The 17,212-nt window shown below is 63.9% G+C and carries 20 protein-coding genes; 4 read left to right on the plus strand and 16 right to left on the minus strand.

What is annotated here, in order from left to right; translation table 11 throughout:
- Positions 1-24 precede the first annotated feature (24 nt).
- Positions 25-1,635 carry a glucose-6-phosphate isomerase gene (pgi, locus tag R0J92_RS10550; protein WP_411051643.1) on the minus strand — a complete coding sequence of 537 codons (1,611 nt, stop codon included), beginning with the start codon at positions 1,633-1,635 and terminating at the stop codon, positions 25-27.
- A 359-nt stretch (positions 1,636-1,994) separates the two neighbouring features.
- On the opposite strand from pgi, the gene R0J92_RS10555 reads away from it, so the two are divergent.
- Entirely contained in the window at positions 1,995-2,126 is a 132-nt protein-coding gene (locus R0J92_RS10555; RefSeq protein ID WP_411051644.1) for a hypothetical protein, read from the plus strand.
- Between the two features lie 136 nt (positions 2,127-2,262).
- Here R0J92_RS10555 and ureG read toward each other — a convergent pair whose 3' ends face one another.
- The 10 genes from ureG to R0J92_RS10605 all read right to left on the minus strand — a co-directional run bounded on the left by ureG (position 2,263) and on the right by R0J92_RS10605 (position 8,774).
- Positions 2,263-2,904 carry an urease accessory protein UreG gene (gene ureG, locus R0J92_RS10560; RefSeq protein WP_411051645.1) on the minus strand — a complete coding sequence of 214 codons (642 nt, stop codon included), beginning with the start codon at positions 2,902-2,904 and terminating at the stop codon, positions 2,263-2,265.
- Positions 2,901-3,545 (minus strand): urease accessory protein UreF, encoded by a 645-nt coding sequence (locus R0J92_RS10565; RefSeq protein ID WP_411051762.1) that lies wholly within the window; start codon positions 3,543-3,545, stop codon positions 2,901-2,903. The genes ureG and R0J92_RS10565 overlap by 4 nt, the downstream gene beginning before the upstream one ends.
- A gap of 1 nt (position 3,546) precedes the next feature.
- The gene (ureE, locus tag R0J92_RS10570) at positions 3,547-4,077 is read right to left on the minus strand and encodes an urease accessory protein UreE (protein WP_411051646.1); all 531 of its coding nucleotides are present in this window, start codon (positions 4,075-4,077) and stop codon (positions 3,547-3,549) included.
- Between the two features lie 49 nt (positions 4,078-4,126).
- Entirely contained in the window at positions 4,127-4,354 is a 228-nt protein-coding gene (locus R0J92_RS10575; protein WP_106163864.1) for a DUF1127 domain-containing protein, read from the minus strand.
- A 138-nt stretch (positions 4,355-4,492) separates the two neighbouring features.
- Positions 4,493-5,107 (minus strand): hypothetical protein, encoded by a 615-nt coding sequence (locus tag R0J92_RS10580; RefSeq protein WP_411051647.1) that lies wholly within the window; start codon positions 5,105-5,107, stop codon positions 4,493-4,495.
- Between the two features lie 33 nt (positions 5,108-5,140).
- Entirely contained in the window at positions 5,141-6,853 is a 1,713-nt protein-coding gene (ureC, locus tag R0J92_RS10585; protein ID WP_411051648.1) for an urease subunit alpha, read from the minus strand.
- Between the two features lie 324 nt (positions 6,854-7,177).
- Positions 7,178-7,483, minus strand: coding sequence for an urease subunit beta (locus R0J92_RS10590; RefSeq protein WP_411051649.1), 306 nt, complete (start codon positions 7,481-7,483; stop codon positions 7,178-7,180).
- Entirely contained in the window at positions 7,480-7,647 is a 168-nt protein-coding gene (locus R0J92_RS10595; RefSeq protein ID WP_165798122.1) for a hypothetical protein, read from the minus strand. Before R0J92_RS10595 ends, R0J92_RS10590 begins: the two co-directional genes overlap by 4 nt.
- Before the next feature lie 25 nt (positions 7,648-7,672).
- Positions 7,673-7,975: an urease subunit gamma gene (locus R0J92_RS10600; protein ID WP_106163859.1), complete on the minus strand. Its 303-nt coding sequence runs from the start codon at positions 7,973-7,975 to the stop codon at positions 7,673-7,675.
- 4 nt (positions 7,976-7,979) lie between these two features.
- Positions 7,980-8,774 (minus strand): urease accessory protein UreD, encoded by a 795-nt coding sequence (locus tag R0J92_RS10605; protein WP_411051650.1) that lies wholly within the window; start codon positions 8,772-8,774, stop codon positions 7,980-7,982.
- Positions 8,775-9,242: 468 nt separating this feature from the next.
- Between R0J92_RS10605 and R0J92_RS10610 the strand changes: the two genes are divergently transcribed.
- Positions 9,243-10,355 (plus strand): CaiB/BaiF CoA transferase family protein, encoded by a 1,113-nt coding sequence (locus tag R0J92_RS10610; protein WP_411051651.1) that lies wholly within the window; start codon positions 9,243-9,245, stop codon positions 10,353-10,355.
- Between the two features lie 7 nt (positions 10,356-10,362).
- Here R0J92_RS10610 and R0J92_RS10615 read toward each other — a convergent pair whose 3' ends face one another.
- Positions 10,363-11,163, minus strand: coding sequence for a helix-turn-helix transcriptional regulator (locus tag R0J92_RS10615; protein ID WP_411051652.1), 801 nt, complete (start codon positions 11,161-11,163; stop codon positions 10,363-10,365).
- Between the two features lie 128 nt (positions 11,164-11,291).
- Between R0J92_RS10615 and R0J92_RS10620 the strand changes: the two genes are divergently transcribed.
- Positions 11,292-13,280, plus strand: a complete 1,989-nt coding sequence (locus R0J92_RS10620) for a CocE/NonD family hydrolase (protein ID WP_411051653.1) — start codon at positions 11,292-11,294, stop codon at positions 13,278-13,280.
- 83 nt (positions 13,281-13,363) lie between these two features.
- Here the strand turns inward: R0J92_RS10620 and R0J92_RS10625 are convergent, their stop codons facing one another.
- From R0J92_RS10625 to apbC, 4 genes are all read right to left on the minus strand, one after another.
- A complete protein-coding gene (locus R0J92_RS10625; RefSeq protein ID WP_106163855.1) occupies positions 13,364-13,912 on the minus strand; it encodes a hypothetical protein in 549 nt (182 codons plus the stop codon).
- A gap of 156 nt (positions 13,913-14,068) precedes the next feature.
- Positions 14,069-14,548 carry a DUF6505 family protein gene (locus tag R0J92_RS10630; RefSeq protein WP_106163854.1) on the minus strand — a complete coding sequence of 160 codons (480 nt, stop codon included), beginning with the start codon at positions 14,546-14,548 and terminating at the stop codon, positions 14,069-14,071.
- Between the two features lie 15 nt (positions 14,549-14,563).
- Positions 14,564-15,268 (minus strand): DUF4444 domain-containing protein, encoded by a 705-nt coding sequence (locus tag R0J92_RS10635; RefSeq protein ID WP_411051654.1) that lies wholly within the window; start codon positions 15,266-15,268, stop codon positions 14,564-14,566.
- On the minus strand, positions 15,265-16,335 hold the full coding sequence (gene apbC / locus R0J92_RS10640) for an iron-sulfur cluster carrier protein ApbC (protein WP_411051655.1): 1,071 nt from the start codon (positions 16,333-16,335) through the stop codon (positions 15,265-15,267). The genes R0J92_RS10635 and apbC overlap by 4 nt, the downstream gene beginning before the upstream one ends.
- Before the next feature lie 92 nt (positions 16,336-16,427).
- On the opposite strand from apbC, the gene R0J92_RS10645 reads away from it, so the two are divergent.
- Positions 16,428-17,198 (plus strand): hypothetical protein, encoded by a 771-nt coding sequence (locus tag R0J92_RS10645; RefSeq protein WP_411051656.1) that lies wholly within the window; start codon positions 16,428-16,430, stop codon positions 17,196-17,198.
- Positions 17,199-17,212: the final 14 nt, after the last annotated feature.

Below are 17,212 nucleotides of genomic sequence, written 5' to 3' on the forward strand. Positions count from 1 at the left end.
CGTCCTCTTGGTTGGCGGGTGGGCTCAGGTCGCGAGCTTTGCAAGCAGGCCGCGGGTGGAGGCGTCCTTGGCCGAGGCATCTTCGCCCTCGACCATGGGCAGCAGGCGGGTGGCCAGCTCCTTGCCCAGTTCGACGCCCCATTGGTCAAAGGAGTTGATGCCCCAGATGGCGCCTTCGGTGAACACACGGTGTTCATATAGCGCGACGATCTGGCCAAACACGAATGGCGTGAGTTTGGGGTAGGCGAGGGTGATCGAGGGGCGGTTGCCGGGGAAGGACAGATGACCTGCCATCCGCTCCGCCTCGGCACCGGTAAAGCCGCGGCCTTCGGCGATGCTGTGGGCCTCCTCATAGGAGCGACCCAGCATCAGGGCCTCGGATTGGGCGAGGCAATTGGCTTTCAGGAGGTTGTGCTGATGGGCCAGATCCGGCTCGTGGCCGGTGGCGGCGATGAGGAACTCGGTGGGCACGACCTGGGTGCCCTGATGCAGCAGCTGATAGAACGCATGCTGGCCATTGGTGCCCGGCTCGCCCCAGACCACCGGGCCGGAGGCGCGGGGCAGCGGGGCGCCGTCGAGGTCAACGGATTTGCCGTTTGATTCCATGTCGAGCTGTTGCAGATAGGCGGGCAAGCGCGCCAATCGCTGATCATAGGGCAGCACCGCGCGCGAGCCATAGCCGCAGATGTTGTTGTGCCAGATGCCGATGAGGCCGAGCAGGGCGGGCAGGTTCTCCGCCAGCGGTGCGGCGCGGAAATGGGCGTCCATCGCCGCCGCGCCATCAAGGAATGCGCGGAAGTTCTCCGGCCCCACGGCGATCATGATCGGCAGGCCGATCGGGCCCCAGAGCGAATAGCGCCCGCCGACCCAATCGGCAAAGCCAAACACCCGGGCGTCGGGGATGCCCATGGCGGCGGTCTTGTCCATCGCGGTGGAGACTGCGGCAAGATGGCCTGAGACATCCTCGCCCAGGCTGGCCTGCAGCCAGGTGATCGCGGTCTGCGCGTTGGTCATCGTCTCGATGGTGGTGAAGGTCTTGGAGGCGATCACGATCAGCGTGGTTTCTGGGTTCAGTCCCGCCAGCACATCATGGATATGGGCACCATCCACGTTGGAGACAAAATGGCAGGCCGGGCCGTCATGGTAGGGTGCCAGCGCCAGCGTCGCCATCACCGGACCCAGATCGGAGCCGCCGATGCCGATGTTGACCACATCTGTGAAGGCCGCGCCGGATTTGGTGCTGTAGCTGCCATCGCGCAGGGCGGTGGCAAAGCCGCCCATGCGGGTCAGCACCTCGTGAATGCCGGGCACCACGTTTTCACCGTCCACCTCGATCACCGCATCGGCGGGGGCGCGCAGGGCGGTGTGCAGCACCGCGCGGCCCTCGGTGGTGTTGATCTTTGCGCCCGACATCATCGCGTCGATCTTGCCTTGCAGGTCGCAGCGATGCGCCAGCTCTAGCAACAGGTCGCGGGCAGTGCCATCCAGGGCGGTCTTGGAATAGTCCATCAACAGCCCGTCCGCCTCGGCCGAGAAGCCGGCGAAGCGCTGTGCGTCCTGATCGAACAGGGCGGCCAGCGGGGTGTCTTTGGTGGCGGCGCGGTGGTCGGCGAGTGTCTGCCAGATATCGCTCATCGGATCAGCTCCTCAGGGGTCTCGTTGGGGGTCCGCGCGACGCGGCACGGCGCGAGAGATCCAGTCTCGCGGTCTATATGCCAAGTTAGCGCTAACAATTCCAGTTCTAATTCTCAAATTTCATATCAATGTCGCAAAGGGTTTGGTGTTGAAAGGGATTGCTGTTGTCCTGCCCTTGTTCGACCGCTGCCCTGACGCCTGCGTCGGCCCCCTGTATGGCACGGAGCGGAAAACGGACCAAGGTGGATCAGAGATTTTTCCGCCCTTGTGTGAAGCGGTTCATATTTCCGGCGTTGATCCGCTGCTAGCGTCGGATCAATGGGGCACATGCCCAGTCCCGATTGCCGGAGGGTACGGATATGATTCAACACATTAAAACAATTTCTTTGGCCGCCCTTGTTGCAGGCGTCTCTCTGACGAAGGTCTATGCCGAGGGCATTCACTGCACGTCCGGAACCTCTGCTGATTATGCCATGGTTCGCAGCGACTGACGCTCGGGGGCGCAGCGTTTTGGCAGCCGGACATCCGAATACAAAGACGATATCTCATGTGCCCGACGGTCTAATGGCCTCGGGCACACTCGTGTTTGGGCCCATTGGGAGAGGGCCGTCATCGCAGCGCCTGAGCTTAATTGCGCTCGGTCAGAGCGGCGGGTGAGTCGAGACCGCCGATCTCGCACAGGTGCCGGATCACCTCCTGCACCCCCTCGCCATGACGCATGGCGGCAAAGACAAAGGGCAGCCCCCGGCGCATGCGGGTGGCGTCGCGTTCCATCACGTCGAGGGACGCGCCAACGTGGGGCGCAAGATCGGTCTTGTTGATGATCAGCAGGTCGGAGCGGGTGATCGCGGGGCCACCCTTGCGCGGGATTTCCTCGCCAGCCGCCACGTCGATCACATAGAGCGTCACATCCGCCAGTTCCGGTGAGAACGTGGCCGACAGATTGTCGCCGCCCGACTCGATGAGCACAATCTCGATCTCCGGGTGGCGGTTTTGCATTTCCGCCACGGCGGCAAGATTGATCGAGGCATCCTCGCGAATTGCGGTGTGGGGGCAGCCGCCGGTCTCCACCCCGATCACCCGGTCCTGCGGCAGGATCTGCTGGCGCATCAGCGCCTCCGCATCCTCCTGCGTGTAGATGTCATTGGTGATGACGCCGATGGAGTGGTGATCCTTTAGTGCGCGGGCGAGTTGCGCGGTGAGCGTGGTCTTGCCAGCGCCGACCGGGCCGCCGATGCCGACGCGCAGGGGGCCGTTTGGAGTGCTCATGAGCGAAAGATCCTCGAATATTGGGTTTCATGGCGCATGGAGGCGATATCGGCGGCAAAGCTTGCCCCGAACAGGTCGTCGCGCGTCGCGACCAGGGCAGATGCCGCGGTGTCCCGCAGCAAGGGCGTTAGCGCAGCGAGGCGATGTTGCGCCTCCTGCTGGCCAAGCGCCAGCAGGCGTTGGCCCGCGGCGATGAGATTGGACATGAAAGCCTGCAGATACATCTGCAACGTGGGCTCCAGCGGAATGTCGTGCAATTGCGCCGCGCGGCCCACCGCAACCGGGTAGGTGAGCGCGGGGAGGGCGTCGCCCCAGATCCCGGCGGTGGTCCGGCAGAAGGCATCCCCCTGCAGGTCGGTTTCGCGCAGGCGCTCCGCCGAGGGGCAGAAGGCGCGAGCGACTTCGTCGATCTCTGCCAGCTCTTCGCCCGTTTGCGCCCGCCAGGCGCAGGCCAGAAGAACCGCATCCGATTGCGCGCCGCCCTGGCAAAGCAGATCGGCAAGCCAGTCGCTCAGCCCTGCACCATCTTGGACGTGCCCGTCGGCCACGGCGGTTTCCAGCCCGTGGGAATAGGCAAAGGCCCCCACCGGATAGGCCGGAGAGAGCCATTGCATCAGCAGAAGCGTCGCCGTGCTGCTCATCTCAGTGCTCGTGGCTGTGGTCATGACCGTGGTCGTGATCGTGTGCATGAGAGTGGCCGCCATCGTGGTGGGTATGGCCGTGTTCATGTGCATGGGTGCGCCCGTGACCATAGGCGCCGCCCTCGGGGGTGAAGGGTTCCTCGACCGCGCGGCAGGTGGCGCCCAGATGATCCAGCATGGCGCGGATCACGTGGTCGCGCTGGATCAGCAGGCGGTTGTCCTCGATCTGGCAGGGGGTGTGGCGATTGCCGATATGCCAGGCAATGCGTGGCAGGTGACCATCGGTCACTTCCAGAAGCGGTTCCGGGGCTGCGACCACACGCACCTCGCCGCCATCCTCCAGCAGCAATACGCCACCGTGGTCGAGCGAGGTTGTCTGTGGAAGGTCCACCAGCAGCCGCGCTCCGCTTGCGCAGGTCAGGACCTTGCGGCGCAGAAAACGGGCGTCATAGTCGAGCACGACGCTGTCGCACGGGCTCGGGTCATGGGCGTGGCCATGGTAGCGGCGGGCGGTCAGCCGGGGGGCGCTCATGTGCGGCCCCCCAGGCGGATATTTTCAGTACCGTCGAGCGCGCGGTGGCTCAGATATACATGATGTCGCCAAAGACGTGTTTCACCACATCGTCGCGTTTCATGCCGCGCTGTGCCAGCTCTTCGTCCGACAGCGCCATCAGCGTGCGCGCACGGTTCACGCGGTGGTTCGATTCCGCGATGTGCACCAGACCGTTGCCGATGGCGCGGAAGAAACCGGCGATCAGTGCCAGCGGATTGAAGCTGTTGTTTGCTTGTGCGTTCGTTGCGTATGCCATTGGGAATTGCTCCTGTGTTCAAGACTGTGGCTCCCGTGGCTTCAACATAGCTGCGTTGCAGCAAATAGGTTAGTAGTTCTGACGCATTCCCGTCATGCGTCAAAGGCAAGGCTATTGAGATTGCTGAAAAAACTTGCATTATTTCAATGCCCTGATGGTTTGATAGTCATAAATATCCTCGCCGCCGTCATACGCTACGCTGGCAAGGTAAGAGATCCCGAGGTCCGGCAGGAAATGCAGCATTTCGATCTCTTCTCCGGTATCGGTGGTGTAACGCATCTGGATGGGAATCATCGGATAGGCACAGTCGCCATAGCTTTTTTCCTCCTTCGGCATGACCGTATAGACCTGCGTTTCACTTCCAAGGTCACCGCTGAAGTTATGAGCAACGGTAAAGGTCCATTCGGTGCGGGGTGAGGTCTCGAGGTCAGGTAGTGGGAGTTGGGACGGGGCAACCGGGAAACTGTAGGCGCCCCGGCTGTCGGGAGTGATGTCGCCGTTTTCCAGGTCCACCAGCTCCAGCACATACAGACCCTGCGCCAGCATTGCCCGAGTGCCGTTCCCTGGATCGCCTTCATAGGCGTAAAAGCTTTCGATCAGGCCAGGGCGTTTCTGGCGAAAGATCTCGATGTCGATCCCGTTGACATCAAAGGCGATACCTCCGGTGGTCAGATCTGCGGCAACGGGACAGATCTCTGCCCACAGCGGCAGGGGCAGCATCAGCGATGCGACAAGGGCGGGCAGGCGGGACATGGGCAGGCTCCTCTAGTTAAATGCGTCGTCACCTTAAAACAGGAAATATCTCTGGGCCATCGGCAGCTCTGCCGCCGGTTGGCAGGTCAGCAGTTCGCCGTCGGCGCGCACCTCGTAGGTCTCCGGGTGCACTTCTATATGCGGTGTTGCGTCATTGAGCTTCAGCGCCGATTTGCCAATGCCGCGCGTGCCCTTCACCGCCAGTGTCTGTTTCGCCAGCCCCAGCGATTTGCCGATGCCCGCGGCCTGCGCGGCCTCGGAGACAAAGGTCACGGCGGAGTGTTCGACCGAGCGGCCATAGGCGCCCCACATGGGCCGTGAGTAGACCGGCTGAGGTGTCGGAATGGAGGCGTTGGGGTCACCCATCTGGGCGCAGACAATGCTGCCGCCCATCAGCACCATTTCCGGCTTCACGCCAAAGAACGCCGGGTTCCACAGCACCAGATCGGCGCGTTTGCCGACCTCGATCGATCCGATCTCATGGGCGATGCCATGGGCGATGGCCGGGTTGATGGTGTATTTCGCCACATAGCGACGGACGCGAAAGTTGTCGTTCTCGCCGGTTTCATCGCTCAGTCGTCCGCGTTGTTTCTTCATCTTGTCGGCGGTCTGCCAGGTGCGGATGATTACCTCGCCAACGCGCCCCATGGCCTGGCTGTCCGATGCGATGATCGAAAACGCGCCCATGTCGTGCAGGATGTCTTCGGCCGCGATGGTCTCGCGCCGGATGCGGCTTTCGGCAAAGGCCACGTCCTCGGGGATCGACTTGTCCAGATGGTGACAGACCATCAGCATGTCGAGGTGTTCTTCCAGCGTGTTGACAGTAAAGGGCCGGGTCGGGTTGGTCGAGGACGGCAGCACGTGTTCCTCGCCGCAGATCTTGATGATGTCCGGCGCATGGCCGCCGCCCGCGCCCTCGGTGTGAAAGGCGTGGATGGTGCGGCCTTTCATGGCGGCAACAGTGTGCTCGACAAAGCCGCTCTCGTTCAATGTATCGGTATGGATCATCACCTGCACATCCATCGCGTCGGCAACGCTCAGGCAGCAGTCGATGGCGGCGGGGGTGGTGCCCCAATCCTCGTGCAGTTTCAGCGCGCAGGCCCCGGCGTTGACTTGTTCCTCCAGCGCCGCGGGCAGCGAGGCATTGCCCTTGCCCGCAAAGGCCAGGTTCATCGGAAAGGCATCCGCCGCCTGCATCATGCGACCAAGGTGCCAGGCACCGGGGGTACAGGTGGTGGCCAAAGTGCCATGGGCTGGCCCGGTGCCTCCGCCCAGCATGGTGGTGAGGCCCGAGTGCAGCGCGTCCTCGATCTGTTGCGGGCAAATATAATGGATGTGGCTGTCAAAGCCGCCCGCGGTCAGGATGCGCCCTTCGCCGGCGATCACCTCGGTGCCGGGGCCGACGATGATGTCGACACCCGGTTGCGTGTCGGGGTTGCCTGCCTTGCCGAGGGCGGCAATGCGACCATCCCGCAGGCCGACATCCGTCTTGTAGATCCCGGTCCAATCAAGGATCAGCGCATTGGTGATGACGGTATCCACAGCCCCCGCGGCGCGTGTTGCCTGAGACTGCCCCATGCCGTCACGGATCACCTTGCCGCCGCCGAATTTCACTTCCTCGCCATAAGGGCCGGTGAGGTCGCGCTCCACCTCAACGATCAGATCGGTATCGGCCAGCCGCACACGGTCTCCGGTGGTGGGGCCATACATGGCGGCATAATCGGCGCGGGGGATTTTGGCGGGCATGTCAGGTATTCCTATTTGGCGATCACTTGTCTTAGGACAGTTTAAGTGCTATATGTTGAGGCAGCTGAGTAATCCGCTACCAGCGGCGGTGAGGTGATCCCACCTCGGTAAATTTGGGAACTGCGAGAAAAGAGCTGCCCGCAGGGCTGACTATCTAGAGCGAGATCTTCACCTGAAGCACGTCCGCTCGGTGCGTATCCAAATCTAATTTTCTCTAACACGGAGGGTGCCATGGATTGGCTTCCTGACCTGTTGAAGGTCGCTGGATATGTGATGATGATCGCGTCCATCGTTTCCAAATATATCTGACAAATAGATGGGGGGTTACAAATCCCCCATCACCTGCTGGTTGAAGCCATAGACCCGGCGCGCGCCGGAGATCGGGATCAGTTGCACTTCGCGGCGCTGACCGGGTTCGAACCGCACGGCGGTGCCCGCAGCGATGTCCAGACGCAGGCCGTGGGCCGCCGCCCGGTCAAAGTCCAGCGCCGGGTTGGTTTCGGCAAAGTGATAGTGGCTGCCCACCTGCACCGGCCGGTCGCCGGTGTTGGCAACCATAACCGTGATCACTTCGGCGTCGGCGTTCAGGACCAGATCACCGGGGGCCGGGAACATCTCGCCGGGGATCATTTGCGCCCTCGCATCAGTTTGATGCAGCCCACCACGATCACCGCAACCACCGCGAGGGCGATCCAGACCTCCGCGCCATGCGGATGGATATGCGCGCCGCCATGGGCCAATGCCGGTCCGGCAGCGATCATCAGGGCGAGTGTCAGAGCGGGCAGGTGTTTCATAGGTTTGGGTCTCCGGATTATACTGTCAGCGAATGGGGTTGTGGACGGTCACCAGCTTGGTGCCATCGGGAAAGGTGGCCTCGACCTGCACCTCGTGGATCATCTCGGGCACGCCCGCCATGCAGTGATCGCGGGTAATAACCTCGGCGCCCGCCTGCATCATCTCTGCCACCGAGCGGCCATCGCGGGCGCCTTCGACCACCGCGTCGGTGATCAGCGCGATCGCCTCCGGGTGGTTGAGCTTGACGCCGCGCGCCAGCCGTTTGCGGGCCACCTCGGCGGCCATGGCGACCAGCAGTTTGTCTTTCTCTCTCGGGGTCAGGTTCATCGCGTCAAAGTCTCCAGCAGCGCGGCAGACCGCCATTGGTCAGCCGGTCGAGAATGGGCAGAAGGCTCTGGCGCAGGACAAAGCTGTCGGTCGCCAGAAGCCTGAGGTGAAGAAGGTCGGCGGCCAGCAGAGAAGCACCCCCAAGGGCGGTGCCGCCAGCGGGCAGGGCGCTGCGGATCCAGTCCAGCGCCCCCTCGGCCTCCGGTGCGGCCAGAACCAATGTGGCCATCGCGCCGCAAGGGGCCGACAGGACTCCGGCAAGACCGGGGCGGGCCATCTGGGCTGTAATGTCGCCGTGCAAGCGGATCGCGTCATGATAGACCCGCCGACCGGCACGAAAGATCTCGATACGGTCGCAAAACTGCGCTGCGGTCAGCTGCTCTCCCATGGCGGCACGGCCCAGCACGAGGGGTTCCACCAGCAACAACCGCGCATCGGCGGCCAGATCCGCGCGCAGGGACCGACGATAGCTGCTGGTCTGAAACAGGATCGTCTCCTGCGGCAGCCAATTCAATCGTGCGCCACCTGCAACTTCAAGCGTGGTGACCATCTCGCCGGTCTGATCCGGCTGCGCGCGGTAGACGCGTTCTGCTGCCTGTGTGGTCAGGGTGAGCTGACTGTCCGGACCAGCGGTCGCCGCAACGGCAAAGCGGTCGCCGCCGGTGATGCCGCCAGCGGTATTGACCATCACCGCCTCCACCGGCGGGCGGCCCTGCGGGAACAACAGCTTCAGCGCGCCGGATTGGCGCAGCCCATCCAGTGCGATGCACCCATCGGTGCGGCGCTTGGATGACACCATCGCACGACCCACAGCGCGCGGCTGATCCGCCGTCGCCAATGCGGCCTGCTGCGTGCCCTGCGTGCTGATATGAGCGATGTGAGTAATCGCGCGCCTCCCCCGGTGTGGCGGCCCGCGCACGCTGCGCCGAGGCCCAAACTCCGTGACTGTTTTTTCCCAGTCTGGTTGCGAAACTGCCATTTAAGTCCGCAAACTTGTGATGTGGGGGCGGGCGTGTGGCGCATTTTGCGGCGATTTGCGCAAAGTCTGCTTAAGAATTAATCAGCCGAAGAGTCTGGCAATGCTGGCGCTGCCCTCTCCAAGCCATGCGGCGCTGCAATGACATGCATGCGTGTTCGGATGGCGCAGACAGAGGCTGCGTTTGACACGGCCTCGGCCCTTATGTCGCGTGCGGCAAGGCTTGGCCTTTGGTGTCGGTGTCGGCTATGCAAGGCAAAACAAGTGTTTAACATGCAAAGGATGGCGCTCATGACCCCGCTTCAAGGCCTCAAGGTGGTGGAACTCGCCCGTATTCTCGCCGGCCCCTGGATCGGGCAGGCGCTGGCGGATCTGGGTGCAGATGTGGTCAAGGTGGAAAGCCCCGAGGGCGATGACACCCGCCGCTGGGGCCCGCCCTTCATCGAGCGTGATGGCGACAGCACCGCCGCATATTATTATGCCGCGAACCGGGGCAAAAGCTGCGTGACGGCTGATTTCCGCACGCCCGAGGGGCAGGCGAAGGTGCGCGCGCTGGTGCAGGATGCCGATATCCTGATCGAGAATTTCAAGGTGGGCGGGCTGGCAAAATACGGCCTGGATTACGCCAGCCTACAGGAGATCAATCCGCGACTGATCTATTGTTCGGTCACGGGGTTCGGTCAGGACGGACCTTATGCAACGCGGGCGGGCTATGATTTCCTGTTGCAGGGCATGTCGGGGCTGATGTCGGTCACCGGCGCCGCCGACGGTGAACCGCAGAAAGTGGGTGTGGCGATCACCGATGTGGTCACCGGGCTTTATGGCAGCATCGGCATCCTGGCAGCGGTGGAGCAGCGCCACCGCACCGGGCGTGGGCAGCATATCGATATGTCGCTCTTGGATTGCGCCACGGCGATGCTGGCGAACCAGAACATGAACTACCTCGCGACGGGTGAAAGCCCCAGCCGCATGGGCAATGAACACCCCAATATCGCGCCCTATCAGGTGATGGCGGTGCGCGATGGCCATGTGATCCTTGCGGTGGGCAATGACGGGCAGTTTACCCGGCTTTGCGATGTGCTGAACCTCGGTTCACTGAAGGGCGATCCGCGCTTTGCGACCAATCAGCTGCGGGTGGCCAACCGGGGCGACCTGACGCCGGTTTTGGCGGCGGCGCTGGCGCAGTGGGGCCAGGCGGATCTGCTGGCCGCGCTGGAACAAGCCACGGTGCCGGCCGGGCCGATCAACACCATTGGTCAGGCTTTTGAGGACGTGCAGATCCAGCATCGCGGCATGCAGATCGCCCCCGAGGGCGTGCCTGGCGTGCGCGGGCCATGGGTGTTCTCGGATGCGGAGCTGGCGCTGGAGCGCTCCGCGCCGGTGTTGCCGCGCGATACGGACTAGGTGCAGGTCAACTGGGCGGAAAGACGTCCGGGGTGAGGGTCAGGGGCGTGTCCGCGCCCAGCAGGCGGCGGATCTTCGGGTCCAGCCGCGGGCTGTCCTGCGCCAGCGCGCCGGTGGCGGCAAGGGCAGCACGGGCGGTGATCTTCTCCTCCAGCCGCAGCCAGACGGTGCGGGCGGAGAACGGACGACGGCTTGCGCCCGCAGAGACCCCAAGCACCAGCCCCTGTAGGTAGGAGATCTGATGCGGATGCTCCGGCATCAGGATCGTCTCCGCAATCGCGCCAAGGTCGTTGCGCGGTGCTTCACACAGGCAGATGCGCCCGCCGCGCAAGGCGACCAGACCCTGATAGACACTGCGCTGCTTTATGCTGCCGTCAGCAGCGCGGGCGCGCTCAAACGTGTGGCTTACCACATGGCCGTCTTGTTCCTTCAGGTGGATGAGCGAGCGCAGCACCTGACCGGGCCAGGTCGGGGTGCGGTAATACCCGTGATAGCTGCCCAGGAAACGGCGCAGGTGGCGCGCCTGATCGGCAAAGCCACGGCCCAAATGGGTCAGCGGGGCAGGTAGGTTGGGGGCCGCGACGGGCCTGCGGGCGGCGGCAAAGCGCGCAGGGTCCGCAAACAGATCCGCCTCCGCCACCGCGAAGTGACGGGCGATGCGGCGCAGGTTGTGGGCGGAAGGCAGCCCCGCGCCCGACAGGTAGCGGTTGAACTGCTGCCGGTTGAGGCCGATCTCGCGGCAGACCTGCGCGATGGAGGGCGCCTCGGCACAGAGGAACCGGAGGTTCTGACTGAATGCAATGCTCATGACATGCCCTTTCGCGATCTGACGCGAGTATGCGTAAAGATACGTGCAATTGCGTACAAGCGCGCAGTTTCCCCTCACGTTGATTTGGCGCAGGGTCGGGGCCAAAGACGCAAGAGCAGGAGGCCGGCATGTCAGACCAATATCAGATCACCGAGACCGAGCACCTCTGGATCCCGCTGCCCGATGGCCGCCGTCTGGCGGCGCGGATGTGGTTGCCGGAGGGCACGGGGCCGTTTCCCGCGATCCTTGAATACCTGCCTTACCGCAAACGCGACGGCACCGCGCCGCGTGATGCCACCACGCATCCGGTGTTCGCCGCCCAGGGCTATGCTTGCGTGCGGGTGGATATCGCAGGCTCCGGCGATAGCGACGGGCGCTTCGACGATGAGTATTCCGAACAGGAATTGTCGGACGGCGAGGCGCTGCTGGACTGGATCGCGTCGCAGGATTGGTCCAGCGGCAAGGTCGGGATGATCGGCATTTCCTGGGGCGGTTTCAACGGCTTGCAGATGGCCTACCGGCGCCCCGAGGCACTAAAGGCGGTGGTCTCCGTGGCCTCCACCGTGGATCGTTACGCCGATGACATCCACTACATGGGCGGCTGCCTGCTGAGTGACAACACAAACTGGGCGAGCCAGATGTTCGCCTATATGACCCGCCCGCTGGACCCGGTGTTGCGCCCCGACTGGCGTAGCGAATGGCTGGGACGGATCGAGGATCTGCCGTTCATGGCGGCGGATTGGCTGCGGCATCCGACGCGGGACGGGTTCTGGAAGCACGGCTCCATCTGCGAGGACTGGTCGGCGATCACAGCGCCGGTGCTGGCGATTACTGGCTGGGCCGATGCCTATGTGAACGCGCCCCCGGCGATTGCGGCAAAAATGACCAGCGCGCCCGCCAAGGCCTTGATGGGTCCGTGGGAGCATCGCTACGCGCATATCTCGCAGATCGAGGCCGCGGATTTCCATGGCGAGGTGCTGCGTTGGTTTGATCAGTACCTGAAGGACGAGGAGGCCGGGGCAGACAGCCTGCCGGACTATCGCGTCTTCATGCAGGAATTCACCCCGCCAAGCCCGAAGAATGTGCCCCAGAATGGCCGCTGGGTGGCGGAGGAGGTCTGGCCCTCACCGAGCGTTTCCGAGGTTGTCTGGCCGCTGGCCGAAGAGGGGTTCGCACCCGACCCGCAGGCGGGCACGGCGCGGGTCAAGAGCCCGGCGACAGTGGGGCAGGCGGGCGGCTATTTCTGCCCCGGCATCCGCATCGACAATGAACGCCCGGGCGATCAGACGGTGGATGATGCGGCATCGACCTGCTTTGACAGCACGCCCTTGCTGGCGCCGATGGAGCTGTTGGGCCGCCCGCGTGTGCGGCTGGCCTTCAGCGTTGACCGGCCAGTGGCGCAGGTGGTGGCGCGGCTCTGCGACGTGGCGCCCTCGGGGCAATCGCAGCGGATCACCTATCGTCCCCGCAACCTGTGCCACGATGACAGTCACGAGGTCGCAACGCGACTGGAGCCGGGCAAGCGCTACGAGGTAGAGTTCGAGCTGAACGAATGCGCCCATCGCCTGCTAGCGGGGCATCAGCTGCGGCTGGCGCTGTCCACCTCCTACTGGCCCATCGTCTGGCCCGCGCCGGAGGCGGCGGAGATCACCCTGCATCTGGAGGGCTGCGTGCTGGTGCTGCCGGAACGCCGGGTGGACACAGAGATCGCCCCGCAAGCGCCAGCCCCGGCGCGGGAATATCCGACCTATCAGGCGGAGGTGCTGGAGGCCCCCTGGGGCGAGGCGGAAACGCGGGTGGAGGCCGATGGCACGCAGGTGTTGGAGAGCTTTGACAGCTATGGTGCGGCGCGCAACGCCAGCCACGGCCAGCTGGTCGGCAGCAATGTGCGCATGCGCTATGCGATCCACCCCGATGACCCGGCCACAGCACAGTTCGACTGCAATTGGGTGTTCGAATTCGCGCGCGACGACTGGGCGGTGCGGATCGAGACGGACAGTCGCATGACCTGTGATCGAGAAACATTCTACCTTTGGCGCGGGATCAAGGCTTATGAGGGCGAAGAGCTTGTGCTGACTCGCGAGTGGCAGGAGGAGATCCCGCGCGGGTGTCACTGAGGCCGGCGGCGGGATTGTGAATAAGGGGGGCGGTCAACCCGCGCCCCTCGGCTGTACCCCTTCGGAGGGTCAGGTTCGGAGTGTCAGGACTGGGGCAGCGCGCCTGGGTCGAACTGGCACATCTCGCCCGCCTTGGCGAGCGCCTGATCCAGCCCGTCAAGCGAGAAGCCACCGTAGAGCCAGGTTTCGCCCTCGGCGGCGCGCTCTACCGCAAAGCCGAAATCGCTCTGGGCTGACAGCATGGCATCGAGAACTTCGGGAATGAAACCGGGCGTCATGCTTGCGCCATAGGTGAAGCCGGGGCCGGTGTAAAAGAACATCTCGTCGCCGAACCAGACTTGTTCGTCATCGATATAGAGCGTGACAAAATCTTCCGACTCGTCCCAGGGTGGGTCGACCTCGTCCGGGGTGTAGGGCGTATAGATATAGTCAAACGTTGCGTTGAGACCTTTGTTCTTGAAGGTAAATTCAAGATAGCCGGAGGTGTCGCGCGCCGATGACACGGTATAGACGTGGCAGGTGTTGCCCTTGTAGACAGCGGCCCAGTTGCCCGCTTCGGTAAAGAGATTTGCCGCATTGCCCAACCCCGCAACGCAACACAGGGCCAAAGCCCCAAATGTAGTTTTCAGCATATTTGATACCCTGTTGAATGTCTGGTTCGCGCCACGATATGACGCAATCCATGCAGGAAGCCTAATGCGAGATGTGGGGTCGTGCCAGCCCTGCCGTCCCCCTATTGCATGTTCTTTCCTCGCCTGTGCCGCGTCTGGGTTGGCAAGGTTCATCCGTCAGCTTTCAGGGGTGGCGTGGATGGCGAATTGCTCCAGCCCTGCCGACTGTGCCTCGATCACACGAAAGCTCTCGCGCACCCCGGCATCCGTCAGCTCGCGCGCGACGGTCAGCAGCGTGTTGGGCGCGTGATCCTCGCACAATTCCGCCATGTGATCGAGCTCGGCTTCGGCCACCGGTCGTGCAGTCGCCAGATCGGGAGCGCCGTAGAGGGTGACGAAATGCGCGGCGAGTTGTTCGATCAGGGCAGCAGCCTCATCGCTCTCGACCTGGGTGACGGCGACAAAGGTCACGCGCCCTCCGGTTTCCAGACCCATCCAGCCGTTGGCAAAGGCCTGGCGCTGTTTGCCGACCAGATCGCCTTCGCTCCAGTTGGAGAATTCAAAGCCGCCAGAGATGCACCACTCGCCGGTGCGGGCGGGGCTGGCAAAGACGTTCATGTCGCTTTCGTCAAAGTGGATGGCACGGGCCAGTTTCATGTCGTCTCTCTCCTGTCAGTCCCGCACCAACACGGTGGTCAGCGGGATCAGGTGGGTCGTTGTGTCATCGCGCAGCAGCATGCCGAAATCTGCGTCCACGCCAAGGAATGTGCCGTCGAGGCCGGCCTGTTGCCGATCCTCGCCGATGCCATGGGCCAATCCCTGCCATTCCGCATGCAGCGCTTTCAGGTCGCCCTCGTCCCAGCGGTTGATCCAGTGCAGGCAATGGCGGGTCCAGCTCTCCAGCAGGCGCGGGGCGGTGACCTCGGCGCAGCCTTCGGCATAAAGCGCGGTCTGATCCGGGGTCTCGCCACCGTCGCCCTGAGGCCAGAGCGGCAGCTCCAGCGCGACCACTAGCCAGTCGGGTTGCGCGGCGGGATCATCGGTGCTGGCGGCAATGCGCAGGCTGCCGCAGCGGGCCCCGTTGATACGCAATCCGCCCTCCCAGTCCAGATGGACGGCCACCTCTGGCGGGGCCAGCGCGCCAAGGGCGTTCTGGAAACCGACGCCACAGGTGGGCAGCATCGCCATCGCCTGTGCCAGCGGCACCTCCGGCGCCAGCACCAGCGCTGCGCGCAGAGTGTCGGCGCCGAGGTCATACACCACCAGCCCTGCGTCCACGCCCAGCTCTGCCTTCTGGCGCGCCAGGTCAAAGGGATCCTGCCCCGGACCGGCAGCGTCGCCCGTCATCAGGGGCGGAAAGGTGACCTCCTCGCTCATGCGGCGCCGCGCTCCACCAGCCCTGCCGCGATGTCCTGAAACGCCTTGGCCTGCGGGCTGTCGGGCTTGGAGACCACGATCGGCGCACCCCCGTCTGAGGACAGACGCACATCCAGATGCAGGGGCACTTCGGCCAGCAGCGGCACGTTCAGCTTTTCCGCCTCTGCGGCAACGCCGCCATGGCCGAAGATATGCTCCTCATGGCCGCAGTTGGAACAGATATGGGTCGACATGTTCTCGATCAGGCCGAGGATCGGCACGTTCAGCTTCTGGAACATGTCGATGCCCTTGCGCGCGTCGATCAGCGCCACGTCCTGCGGGGTGGAGACCACGATGGCGCCGTCCACCTCGGCCTTTTGCGCCAACGTCATCTGCACGTCGCCGGTGCCCGGTGGCAGGTCGACGATCAGCACGTCGAGTGCTCCCCATTGCACCTGCATCATCATCTGCTGCAGCGCGCCCATCAGCATCGGGCCACGCCAGACCACGGCCTGATCGTCATTGGTCATCAGGCCGATCGACATCATGGTGACGCCGTGGTTGCGCAGGGGCAGGATGGTTTTGCCATCGGGGCTGGCCGGGCGGCCCGAAACCCCAAGCATGCGCGGTTGCGAGGGACCGTAGACATCCGCGTCCAACAGTCCGACGCGACGACCTGCCTGCGCCAAGGCACAGGCCAGGTTGGCGGAGACGGTGGATTTGCCGACTCCCCCTTTGCCGGAGGCCACGGCGATGATTTTTGCGACGCCGGGGATCTTCTGCGGGCCTTGGGGCTGTGCAGGTTTGCTGCCGGCCTTGAGATCCGGCGGCGGTGCCTTGGCGCTATGCGCGGTCATCAGGGCGGAGACTTTCTCCACCCCGGGCAGGTCGCTGACCAAGGCCTCGGCTTGATCGCGCAGCGGAGCGTAAGTATCTGATTTTGCTGGGTCTATTTCCATCACAAAACGCACATTGGCATCTTCGAGTGTGAGGGCACGAACGATCCCGGCGGCAACAATGTCGCTGCCGCTTACGGGATCCTTGAGGGTCTTGAGGGCGTCGAGGACGGCGTCGCGGGTGATGGACACGCGGGGCTACTCCTTGGTTGGTCTGTTGAGGTCTTGCGGCTGCGCGGGGCAGGACGCTTGACGGATCTCTTGCGGGCTATCTAGCATGGCATATGGCTCGGGCGACAGGGATAAGCGGTCTGATCGGGGGGGCGCTGCTGGCAGTGCTGCCGGGCGGGCCGGACAGGTTTGGCGCGCAGGAGGCGCGCAACCTGCGCCTTGCCGCGCCACAGGTCTTGGTCGACGCTGGCCTGTTCGACTACATCCTGCCGCGATTTTCCCTGAAAACACAGGTGCGCGTGTCGCTGGTGCCCAGCGGTGCCCCGGCAGAGGCGGTGATCGCCCGCGACGGCGTGGCGGTTTTCGCCGACCAGAGCGGCAGCTGGCACCTGCAGGTGCTGGCACCGGATCATGCGGGCGCCGACCGGTTCGCCGACTGGCTGCTGTCGGAGGTCGGGCTGCGCACGGTGTTGAGCTTTGCGCCAGAGGGCGCGACGCTGTTCCACGCCCCGGAGGTTGCGGCGGAAGCGGCCGAGGAGCAGGTCTTCGACGGCGATGCCGAAGCAGGGCAGGCGCTGTCGCTGCAGCACTGCGGACGGTGTCATGTGGTTTCCGAGCAGAACCGAATGAAGGCCATCGGCTCGACGCCGTCGTTCTCCGTACTGCGCGGTTTCGCCGACTGGGAGGAGCGGTTCAGCGCGTTTTTTGTGCTGAAACCTCACGGTGCCTTCACCCAGATCGAAGACGTAACAGCGCCCTTTGATGCGGAGCGCCCGTCGCCCATCGTGCCGGTGGAGATGACACTGGACGAACTTGACAGCATCCTCGCCTATGTGGCGCTGATGGTGCCCGCCGACCTCGGCCAGCCGCTGCAGATGAAGTGACCTCATTGCGCCGC

It is taken from the genome of Tritonibacter sp. SIMBA_163, from assembly GCF_046535935.1.
GTDB lineage: Bacteria > Pseudomonadota > Alphaproteobacteria > Rhodobacterales > Rhodobacteraceae > Epibacterium > Epibacterium scottomollicae.

What these genes read in the sequence shown, in the direction of transcription:
- R0J92_RS10565 (WP_411051762.1), bottom strand. Translation starts at nt 3,545, where the DNA reads ATGAGCAGCACGGCGACGCTTCTGCTGATGCAATGGCTCTCTCCGGCC.
- R0J92_RS10580 (WP_411051647.1), bottom strand. Translation starts at nt 5,107, where the DNA reads ATGTCCCGCCTGCCCGCCCTTGTCGCATCGCTGATGCTGCCCCTGCCG.
- R0J92_RS10595 (WP_165798122.1), bottom strand. Translation starts at nt 7,647, where the DNA reads ATGAAACACCTGCCCGCTCTGACACTCGCCCTGATGATCGCTGCCGGA.
- ureC (WP_411051648.1), bottom strand. Translation starts at nt 6,853, where the DNA reads ATGCCCGCCAAAATCCCCCGCGCCGATTATGCCGCCATGTATGGCCCC.
- R0J92_RS10555 (WP_411051644.1), top strand. Translation starts at nt 1,995, where the DNA reads ATGATTCAACACATTAAAACAATTTCTTTGGCCGCCCTTGTTGCAGGC.
- R0J92_RS10615 (WP_411051652.1), bottom strand. Translation starts at nt 11,163, where the DNA reads ATGAGCATTGCATTCAGTCAGAACCTCCGGTTCCTCTGTGCCGAGGCG.
- R0J92_RS10600 (WP_106163859.1), bottom strand. Translation starts at nt 7,975, where the DNA reads ATGAACCTGACCCCGAGAGAGAAAGACAAACTGCTGGTCGCCATGGCC.
- R0J92_RS10620 (WP_411051653.1), top strand. Translation starts at nt 11,292, where the DNA reads ATGTCAGACCAATATCAGATCACCGAGACCGAGCACCTCTGGATCCCG.
- ureE (WP_411051646.1), bottom strand. Translation starts at nt 4,077, where the DNA reads ATGAGCGCCCCCCGGCTGACCGCCCGCCGCTACCATGGCCACGCCCAT.
- R0J92_RS10630 (WP_106163854.1), bottom strand. Translation starts at nt 14,548, where the DNA reads ATGAAACTGGCCCGTGCCATCCACTTTGACGAAAGCGACATGAACGTC.
- pgi (WP_411051643.1), bottom strand. Translation starts at nt 1,635, where the DNA reads ATGAGCGATATCTGGCAGACACTCGCCGACCACCGCGCCGCCACCAAA.
- R0J92_RS10605 (WP_411051650.1), bottom strand. Translation starts at nt 8,774, where the DNA reads ATGGTGTCATCCAAGCGCCGCACCGATGGGTGCATCGCACTGGATGGG.
- R0J92_RS10575 (WP_106163864.1), bottom strand. Translation starts at nt 4,354, where the DNA reads ATGGCATACGCAACGAACGCACAAGCAAACAACAGCTTCAATCCGCTG.
- ureG (WP_411051645.1), bottom strand. Translation starts at nt 2,904, where the DNA reads ATGAGCACTCCAAACGGCCCCCTGCGCGTCGGCATCGGCGGCCCGGTC.
- R0J92_RS10610 (WP_411051651.1), top strand. Translation starts at nt 9,243, where the DNA reads ATGACCCCGCTTCAAGGCCTCAAGGTGGTGGAACTCGCCCGTATTCTC.
- R0J92_RS10590 (WP_411051649.1), bottom strand. Translation starts at nt 7,483, where the DNA reads ATGATCCCCGGCGAGATGTTCCCGGCCCCCGGTGATCTGGTCCTGAAC.
- R0J92_RS10635 (WP_411051654.1), bottom strand. Translation starts at nt 15,268, where the DNA reads ATGAGCGAGGAGGTCACCTTTCCGCCCCTGATGACGGGCGACGCTGCC.
- R0J92_RS10645 (WP_411051656.1), top strand. Translation starts at nt 16,428, where the DNA reads ATGGCTCGGGCGACAGGGATAAGCGGTCTGATCGGGGGGGCGCTGCTG.
- R0J92_RS10625 (WP_106163855.1), bottom strand. Translation starts at nt 13,912, where the DNA reads ATGCTGAAAACTACATTTGGGGCTTTGGCCCTGTGTTGCGTTGCGGGG.